The organism is Flavobacterium branchiophilum NBRC 15030 = ATCC 35035, assembly GCF_002217205.1.
GTDB classification, from domain to species: Bacteria; Bacteroidota; Bacteroidia; order Flavobacteriales; family Flavobacteriaceae; genus Flavobacterium; species Flavobacterium branchiophilum.
On sequence record NZ_MUGT01000027.1, the window covers coordinates 69,287 to 78,126 of the forward strand.

The following is an 8,840-nucleotide window of genomic DNA, read 5'->3' on the forward strand; positions in this document are numbered from 1 at the left end:
TGCAACTAATCCATAAATTTGCAAAACATAATATAGCAAAGAGGTATTTTTTCACGTAATTATTGGTATTTCACTTTTTTCATTAGTTTCATTGTTCGGACAATTCTGTTTTTTCTATTTTCTATATAGCGAGACGAGTTGGTGGCTTTGTATTTTCGGGGGTTGGGTAAAATGGCTGCAATACCCGCTGCTTGATTGACATTAAGGTCTAAAGCTTCTTTTTTGTACCAATATTGCGATGCGGCTTGAGCCCCATAAACGCCTTCGCCCATTTCGATAGAGTTCAAATAAACTTCCATAATGCGATCTTTGCCCCAAAAAACTTCAATCAATACCGTAAAATAAGCTTCCAAAATTTTACGAATATAACTGCGACCTTGCCAAAGGAAAACATTTTTGGCAGTTTGTTGAGAAATGGTGCTGCCGCCTTTTATTTTTTTACCTTTATTGTTGTTTTTAAAAGCCAGCTTCATAGCCGTAAAATCAAATCCTTTGTGGGTCAAAAACGAGGCATCTTCGCTGGCTATAACGGCTTTTTGCAAATTGGGCGAAATGTTTTCTAATGGTTCCCAATCGTGGTTGCATTTGAGGTCTTTGCCATCAAATTTTTGTTCAAACAGTCGGGTTATCATCAAGGGTGTAAATGGAACAGGCAACCATCTGAATAGAATTACAGAAACTATCGAAAGAATAAAAAACCATTTTATTATTTTTTTTGATATTGAAAAAAACCTATCAATCATATCTTATTTTTTAATTAAAAATATTTTTTTGTTTTACTAATTTAAATGTCATCATAAATGCCTTATTACATGAATAAGAATAAAATACTAAAAACTTGATTATCAACATTTTGATAGTTCCAGTCTTTGTTTCTGTATCATTTTTCCAAAATTAAACCCAATGCTTTTGGATGTTTTATACAATAGATTGTCCACTTATTTTAATTTGCAAATTTATAAAATATATGCCATCCATTTTTTTTCTATATCAAATTTGCTAAATCTGTTCCAATTTGACTGCCAATAGCAACCCCCATGCCTCCAAGCCTTACACCACAATAAACGTTATTTGAAAGGGCCTCAACGATGGGTTTTTTTACAGAACCAACCCCCATAATGCCACTCCAACGGTGCTCTATTTCATACGAATAATTGGGCAAAATAACGGTTTGAAGCAAATGTTCTAATTGGTTTTGAATCATGTCGGTTTGTCCAAACTCGGTGGTGGTTTCGCCCTGAATATCTAAATTTCGCCCACCGCCAAAAAGTAGTCTATCGCCAATGTTTCTAAAATAATAATAACCTCTATCCAAATGAAAAGTACCTTTGATATCCAGATTTGGAATTGGTTTGGTAATCAGTACTTGGGCTCGTGCGGGTTTTACGGCACCGTTTGTTAGTTTATTGGCAAAACCATTTGTAGCAAAAAGTAATTTTTTTGTACAAAAATCAAACCCTTCTAATTGTACAACTACTTGATTTCCATTGTCATGATAATCTAAAACCGTTTGTTGGTTGAGTATCAAAATATCATTTGCAACAGCTTTTTTTAGCAAGGCCTGCATCATATTGCCCGTATCGATTTGCGATTCAAAAGGATTGAAAAAAAGAGATTCTTGAATATTTTGAAATCCAAAACGGTCTATTTGTTTAGAAAAAACTTCCGATTTGAAAACCGATTTAAGCATGTCGTTGATCAAAGGCAATTTTTGCACACATTCAGAATAATGCTGCTCGTCCGATGCTAAAAATAGTTCATAGCCACCATAAGGTTTCAAATCCAATACCTTATCGCCCAGATTCTTGCGTAGTAATTGTAGTCCATGCCATCTTTTTTGAATCAAATCTAACACTTCTTCTTCCGAGTGGGTTTTTAAATCGTCAATAATTTCCGAAAGACTCCCAAAACATGCAAAACCAGCATTTTTGGTACTAGCACCCTGAGGCAAAGCCCCTTTTTCGAGTACCAATATGTGGCTTTCAGGAAAACGTTCCCTTAGTTGTAATGCAGCATGTAAACCCACTATGCCACTGCCCACAATGGTAAAATCTAGGTTTGTAAACCAGTTTTTTAGTTCCCAATAACTCCAATTCATCGTTAAAAAAATTTGGATAAAAATACATGTTTTAAGCCTAAATTAAAAATTATTTTCAAATACTTCAAAAAAAAAATGTAGCTGCCATTGTCTTTTTCAAAAAAAAATATACATTTACCAATCGAGTTATCGATTAATCCATCGTATAAAAAATCCAAACAAATGAAAAAAATATTAAAATATGTAGCTTATATCATAGCAATAGTTCTGGTTTATTTTGGTTATACAACCTATCCAAAACTCGATTTAATCTCGGGATTTTCGGCCAAGAGTATTGCATCTGCACATTTTATAGATCAAAGGCCACAACAACTTATTGAAACCACCGACAATGATATTCCGTTGATTTCATTAGCCAAAAATCAAATAAACGACCTTCAAAAATGGGCTAGTGCCTCTGTTTTTGGGTTAAAAGAGCGAAAAGCCATTTATAGAGAGGGGCTTGGGGCTACTTTGATAAACGATACCTACGATCCTGATGCAAAAGTGTATGTTCCAAAACGACAGCGGTTAGCCTCAAACATTCCGTTTCCTTATGGTAATGGCAAACCAAAAGATAGTATTTTTGAGACTATTGATTATCAAAAATTAGAACAAGCCGTAACAGAAGCTTTTGATTTAGAAGGTCAAAAATTCAAACGAACTCGCTCTGTATTAGTGCTTTATAAAGACCACTTGATTGCAGAAAAATACACACAGGGTTTCAATCAACAATCCAAAATATTAGGTTGGTCGATGACTAAAAGTTTGACTGCAACTTATTTTGGTATTTTGGAACATCAAGGCAAATTCGACATCAAAAAACCTGCACCCATTGTAGCATGGCAAACTGATGAACGAAAAAACATTACAACAAATGATTTGTTACACATGAACTCTGGATTAGAGTGGGACGAAAATTACAACGAAATATCAGATGCCACTAAAATGCTGTTTTTAGCCTCGGATATGGGACAAGTACAATTAGAAAAAAAAGCCATTTTCAAACCCAACACCCATTGGAATTATTCATCAGGAACCACTAATTTATTGTCAAAAATACTGAGAAATCAATTCCCTACTCAACAGGCCTATTTGGATTTTTGGTACCAAGAATTGATAGATAAAATTGGGATGCACTCTATGATTGTTGAAACAGATATGTCTGGACAATTCGTTGGTTCATCTTATGGCTGGGCCACCACCCGAGACTGGAGCAAGCTGGGTTTGTTGTATTTGCATCAAGGTAAATGGAATGGCGAAACAATTTTTGACCCTAGTTGGGCAAAATATGTAGCTACCCCAACGGCCAATTCCAATCAAAATTATGGAGCTCATTTTTGGCTCAATGCCGGAAAACGTTTTCCAGATGTGCCTTCAGACATGTATTATTGTAGCGGTTTTCAGGGGCAAATGGTAGCTATAATTCCTTCTTATGACTTGGTCATTGTTAGGATGGGGCTTCAAGAAAATCCAAAATTCGATTTCAATCAATTGATTTCTAGAATTGTAAAAAGTATCCAAAAATAAAGAAAACAAAAAACCGCCTCTTTTGAATCCAATCAAAATGGCGGTTTTTTTTTAACGTATCAAATATTTACGACTTGTAAACGGCTTTTTTGTTTTTAGTCAATTCATATTTGCCTTTGATTACTGTAAGTGAATATACAGCGTTTTTCCAAACTTTTCCAGCGTGTGTCAAAACCACCCCTTGTTTTTCCTCTTTCAAAAAGATTTCAGCTTTTGATTTATCAGCATTAAAAACTACTGCGGCATTAAATTGTCCTTTTGAAGCAATTTCTTTTAATTGAATTTTTTGTTCAAAACTACGAATACACTCTTTTTTTAATGTAGAGTAGGTATATCCAGCCGAAGCTTTGCATCCGTGAGCGTCTTGGTCTGCTCCTGCAATTTTGTCTTGTGCCAATCCAATTGCACTAGTACTTAATGCAAATAGACCAAAAATAATTGATTTTTTCATGATTTTATAATATTTATTATTTTGCAAATTTATTTATTTTTATAAATTAAAAACTTAAATTATAGTTATTTTTTATCACTTAAAATGTTTTTTTAATTTTTTGTTAAGAATGGGCCATTGCCAAACAAATAATACTGATTTTAATATTTGGAATTTTCAAAAGGGCTTTGCAACAAGCTTCCAAAGTAGCCCCCGAAGTAATCACATCGTCTATAAGTAAAAAATGCTTTCCCGAGTCATGCTCCGAAAAATGGACGTTAAAAACTGTTTTATGCTCGGAAATTCTTGAAATTAAATTTTTCTTAGTTTGAGTTTCAGTATAAATACTACGTTCCAGTATATGAGGGTTGTAGGGTTTGTTGATCAATTTAGAAAGCGATTGTCCAAAACGTGTGAGTTGGTTGTAGCCCCTAGATTTTAATCGTTTGGGATGAATAGGAACGGGTATAATTTCATCTACATCATTTATTTTTGGAAAATGAAGCAATGGCTCGGCAAAACAAGACACTAGAGCTTCCCCAATGTCTTGATGCCCTTCATATTTGAGGTGGTGCATCAACTGTTGCACAAGGCCTTTTTTGTGAAAATACATTAATGAAAAGGCAAATTCCAACTCTATTTGTCCATAAAAACGACGAAAAGTTTCGTTTTGTAATTCATAAATTTGATTGGTTCTAGGAATCAAATGCCTACAACTGGTACAAATAACAAATTCTGAGGACAATAAAGCCATCGAACAACCCGAGCAAACTTTAGGAAAAAACAAATTTAGGGGACTCAAACTCATAAAAAGCACTTTTTTTGTTATAAAATTAAAAAAAAAAATAATTCGTACAACATTTTTATAAATTTTAAAATGGATTTTATATTTTTGCAACATTATGGCAAAACAAGAAGATTTATTTAAAAATGTGGTTTCGCACGCAAAAGAATATGGGTTTATATTCCCATCTAGCGAAATATATGATGGTTTAAGTGCCGTTTATGACTATGCTCAAAACGGTGTAGAATTGAAAAAAAACATTCGAGACTATTGGTGGAAATCCATGGTTCAGATGCACGAAAACATAGTTGGGCTAGATGCAGCCATTTTAATGCACCCAACTACTTGGAAAGCATCGGGGCATGTGGACGCTTTTAACGACCCCTTGATAGACAACAAAGATTCAAAAAAACGGTATAGAGCCGATGTTTTGATAGAAGATTATGCCGAAAAATTGAACCAAAAAGCCGAAAAAGAAATAGAAAAGGCAGCAGTTCGTTTTGGCGATGCTTTCGATAGAACGGAATTTATAACTACCAATACAAGAGTTAAAGACTATTTGACCCGAAAAAATGAAATTTTGGCAAGAATGGCCCGTTCCCTCGAAACAGAAAACCTCGAAGACGTTAAAGCATTGATTGAAGAACTCGAAATTGCTTGTCCTGAATCGGGCTCTCGCAATTGGACTGAAGTCAAACAATTCAATTTGATGTTTGGTACCAAATTGGGTGCATCGGCAGACAATGCCATGGATTTATATTTGCGTCCAGAAACCGCTCAAGGTATTTTTGTCAATTTTTTGAATGTTCAAAAATCAGGGCGAATGAAAATTCCTTTTGGAATTGCTCAAACAGGTAAAGCCTTTAGAAATGAGATAGTGGCCAGACAATTTATCTTTAGGATGAGAGAATTTGAACAAATGGAAATGCAATTTTTTGTTAAACCTGGCGATGAAATGAAATGGTATGACTATTGGAAAAATACCCGATTGAACTGGCATTTGTCATTAGGATTGGGCAAAGAAAATTACCGTTTTCACGATCACGAAAAGTTAGCTCATTATGCCAATGCTGCTGCCGATATTGAGTTTAATTTTCCTTTTGGTTTCAAAGAACTAGAAGGTATCCATTCTCGAACAGATTTTGATTTGAAAGCACATGAACAGTTTTCTGGCAAAAAAATGCAATATTTTGATACCGATGAAAATAAAAATTATACTCCTTATGTTGTAGAAACATCTGTTGGGTTGGATAGAATGTTCTTGGCCGTATTTTCTAATTCTTTGAAAGAAGAAACCCTCGAAGATGGCTCTACAAGAACCGTGTTAAAACTTCCTGCAGTTTTAGCTCCTACAAAAGCAGCCGTTTTGCCTTTGGTAAAAAAAGATGGTTTGCCCGAGTTAGCCCGTCAAATAATAGACGATTTAAAATGGGAATTTCATGTGGCTTACGACGAAAAAGACGCTGTGGGCAGACGTTACAGACGACAAGATGCTCTAGGAACTCCATTTTGCATCACAGTAGATCATCAAACTATTGAAGATCAAACGGTTACAATTAGACATAGAGATTCTATGAAACAGGATAGAGTCGCCATTTCTGAATTGAAAAACATCATTAACGATGCCGTTTCGATAAAAAATTGGTTGATGAAAATATAATTTCTAAAATTTATCATACATAAAAAAACCAAGTCTTTCAATAGAAAAACTTGGTTTTTTTTGTATAAGTACATCAAACAATGACTATTTTACTAATGTTTTATCTTCTTTTTGTTCTTTAGTCAAAATATTTTCCTCTTTTGCTAACTTATTTTTGCTAGGCAATTTATAATTGATAGAAAAACCAATTCGTCTTGAATCATATTTGTTTTGATATGTAAAAGGGGTCCCAATGCCCGATAAATCTTGCCTATTGGTATTCAAAACATCATTCAAAACAATAGAAGCAGACAAATTATTTGAAAGAAATTTCTTTGAAAATGTAAAATCCATTTGGTTATAAAATGGCCTGTTCATTTGATAATAATAATAATTTCCACCTGTTGTTGAGGAGTTGAAATTGGTTGTAAATTTTATTTTTTGAGGCAATATTATTTGTGCCATAAAGCCAAAATAAGTAACCCCTTTTGAATCAAGCCCCTCGATAATATGTTTTTGATTTTCGAGATACAAGTAAATAAAATTGATTTCGTCGGGGTTAAAATTATATTCTAACATTTTTTTGATTCCTTTTGTAAAAATCATAAAAGGCACAGGAAATCCAAAGGTAAAATGATGAATCGACATTTTGGGTAAATTTTGCGACACATTGGCAGCACTGCTGTTAGACGAAACAATTCGGCTAATAACTTGGTTTTGTGCATTAGTCCAAGAGTAGCCAATGTTGAAATACTCCATGGCACTTAATTTTATTTCATAATTATCAAATAAAGTGGGGTCTAAATTAGGATTTCCATAAAAATTTACGTTTGGATTTTGATAATTTGTATTGTTCGGATTTAAGGCAGATGTATTAGGCAAACTAATTTTTTGGTTGTAATTGGCATTAATAAAAATATCTTTCATAAGATTATACTGTATGGTAGCGTTTGGAAAAAGCCGTACACGCTTGAAGGTATTGAGGGTGTAGGTATCTGTTTTACCCGTTATTTCGTATGATTCTAATCGGGTTCCAAAAATAAAATCAAATGATTTGTAGGTAGATTGCAACTCGTTGTAGATTGAAAAAGTTTTTCGGGTATAATCTAAATTAACCACATCAAAATTACGGGTTTCAAAATCCGTTCGCTCTGCTAATGTTCCAATACTCCATTTGGTTTTGTCTAAAAAATGCCACTCATTTGTAAAATCAATTTTAAATTGATAATAATTTTGTAATGAATTATTGGACAAAGTTGCTGCATTTTGGTTTATAGGGTGCAGATTAAAATCGATTTGGTTTTGATTGAAATCCAAACTAAAGTCAAACTTTTTAGCCGTGTTTTGAAACCTTTTTTGATAAACTACCGATACTTCGTTTCTCAATTTATTGGTTTTACTATTGTCGTTTGCTGTAAATCCGTATCCAAAAGCAGCAATATCGGCAAGATTAGCTTGAGTGTTGATGTCGTAATTGAGCAACAATCGATCATTTTTTATATCAAATTTTAATCCTGTTTTGATAAAATAGAGTTTGTTTTTTTTGTCGGAATAATTGTCCGACAACAACAAATCAGTTGATTTGAATATCGTTTTTTGAAAACTTTCGTTATAGTTTTGTCCTAATTGTACTTGCCAGCCGAACCAATCATTTTTTGCATTAATCAAAATACTGTTGTTAAATCGGTGTCGGGATTTGGTATATTTGCTAAAGGAATACCCATTTGAATATGTGGCACTTACATATTTTTTAGCATTTTTTGAGGTAATAATATTAATAATAGCACCACCCGAAGTAGCAGGAAATTCGGCACCAGGCTGTGTAATGATTTCAATTTTTTCGATAGCATTGGCAGGCATCCCTTCCAAATAGGAGGTAAGCTCGTTAGAATACATATTGGTTGGTCTTCCGTCCATATATACTTCGAGTTGTTTGCCCTGATACATCATACCGGCCACGTCTGAAACGATGAGTCCTGGCAATTTTTTTAATCCTTCCAACAGCGACCCCGAGTTGAGGTGTGCCTGATCCGAAAAACTAAAAATGGTTCTATCGGCCTTTTGTTCTATGCTTTTTTTGTTGTTTTGAATGACTACTTCTTTGAGTTCTTGTTTTGCAATACTGTCTTTTTTGGTCTGATTTTGAGCAAATAAGTTACTGATTATCAATAACATGGGTATAATAATAGAGAATCGCATATAAATTTTTATTTTTTTAAAATGAAAAACACCAATAAATGTATTTTTTTACAAAATTAATCAAATTTTACATAATACAACACTTTTCATTAAAAAAACCTGTTAAAAGTTGGGGCTAAAAAAGTTACTTTCTTGGTGAGGTATTTTTCAAGCATTTTTTTGCTATACCAAATATATTTAT

At 33.6% G+C, this 8,840-nt stretch carries 7 protein-coding genes; 2 read left to right on the forward strand and 5 right to left on the reverse strand.

Annotated features, from left to right (window positions below; genetic code table 11):
- Positions 1 to 59: 59 nt before the first annotated feature.
- On the reverse strand, positions 60 to 743 hold the full coding sequence (mtgA, locus tag B0A58_RS03785; RefSeq protein WP_089079946.1) for a monofunctional biosynthetic peptidoglycan transglycosylase: 684 nt from the start codon (positions 741 to 743) through the stop codon (positions 60 to 62).
- 242 nt (positions 744 to 985) lie between these two features.
- Positions 986 to 2,098, reverse strand: coding sequence for an NAD(P)/FAD-dependent oxidoreductase (locus tag B0A58_RS03790; protein ID WP_089079947.1), 1,113 nt, complete (start codon positions 2,096 to 2,098; stop codon positions 986 to 988).
- Between the two features lie 162 nt (positions 2,099 to 2,260).
- Here B0A58_RS03790 and B0A58_RS03795 point away from each other — a divergent pair, with 162 nt between their 5' ends.
- Positions 2,261 to 3,607, forward strand: a complete 1,347-nt coding sequence (locus B0A58_RS03795; RefSeq protein ID WP_089079948.1) for a serine hydrolase domain-containing protein — start codon at positions 2,261 to 2,263, stop codon at positions 3,605 to 3,607.
- Between the two features lie 67 nt (positions 3,608 to 3,674).
- Here B0A58_RS03795 and B0A58_RS03800 read toward each other — a convergent pair whose 3' ends face one another.
- On the reverse strand, positions 3,675 to 4,058 hold the full coding sequence (locus B0A58_RS03800; RefSeq protein WP_089079949.1) for a hypothetical protein: 384 nt from the start codon (positions 4,056 to 4,058) through the stop codon (positions 3,675 to 3,677).
- 103 nt (positions 4,059 to 4,161) lie between these two features.
- Positions 4,162 to 4,845 carry a ComF family protein gene (locus B0A58_RS03805; protein WP_089079981.1) on the reverse strand — a complete coding sequence of 228 codons (684 nt, stop codon included), beginning with the start codon at positions 4,843 to 4,845 and terminating at the stop codon, positions 4,162 to 4,164.
- Between the two features lie 94 nt (positions 4,846 to 4,939).
- On the opposite strand from B0A58_RS03805, the gene B0A58_RS03810 reads away from it, so the two are divergent.
- A complete protein-coding gene (locus B0A58_RS03810) occupies positions 4,940 to 6,481 on the forward strand; it encodes a glycine--tRNA ligase (RefSeq protein ID WP_089079950.1) in 1,542 nt (513 codons plus the stop codon).
- An 84-nt stretch (positions 6,482 to 6,565) separates the two neighbouring features.
- Here the strand turns inward: B0A58_RS03810 and B0A58_RS03815 are convergent, their stop codons facing one another.
- The gene (locus B0A58_RS03815) at positions 6,566 to 8,659 is read right to left on the reverse strand and encodes an outer membrane beta-barrel family protein (RefSeq protein WP_089079951.1); all 2,094 of its coding nucleotides are present in this window, start codon (positions 8,657 to 8,659) and stop codon (positions 6,566 to 6,568) included.
- Between the last annotated feature and the right edge of the window lie 181 nt (positions 8,660 to 8,840).

What these genes read in the sequence shown, in the direction of transcription:
- mtgA (WP_089079946.1), bottom strand. Translation starts at nt 743, where the DNA reads ATGATTGATAGGTTTTTTTCAATATCAAAAAAAATAATAAAATGGTTT.
- B0A58_RS03790 (WP_089079947.1), bottom strand. Translation starts at nt 2,098, where the DNA reads ATGAATTGGAGTTATTGGGAACTAAAAAACTGGTTTACAAACCTAGAT.
- B0A58_RS03795 (WP_089079948.1), top strand. Translation starts at nt 2,261, where the DNA reads ATGAAAAAAATATTAAAATATGTAGCTTATATCATAGCAATAGTTCTG.
- B0A58_RS03800 (WP_089079949.1), bottom strand. Translation starts at nt 4,058, where the DNA reads ATGAAAAAATCAATTATTTTTGGTCTATTTGCATTAAGTACTAGTGCA.
- B0A58_RS03805 (WP_089079981.1), bottom strand. Translation starts at nt 4,845, where the DNA reads ATGAGTTTGAGTCCCCTAAATTTGTTTTTTCCTAAAGTTTGCTCGGGT.
- B0A58_RS03810 (WP_089079950.1), top strand. Translation starts at nt 4,940, where the DNA reads ATGGCAAAACAAGAAGATTTATTTAAAAATGTGGTTTCGCACGCAAAA.
- B0A58_RS03815 (WP_089079951.1), bottom strand. Translation starts at nt 8,659, where the DNA reads ATGCGATTCTCTATTATTATACCCATGTTATTGATAATCAGTAACTTA.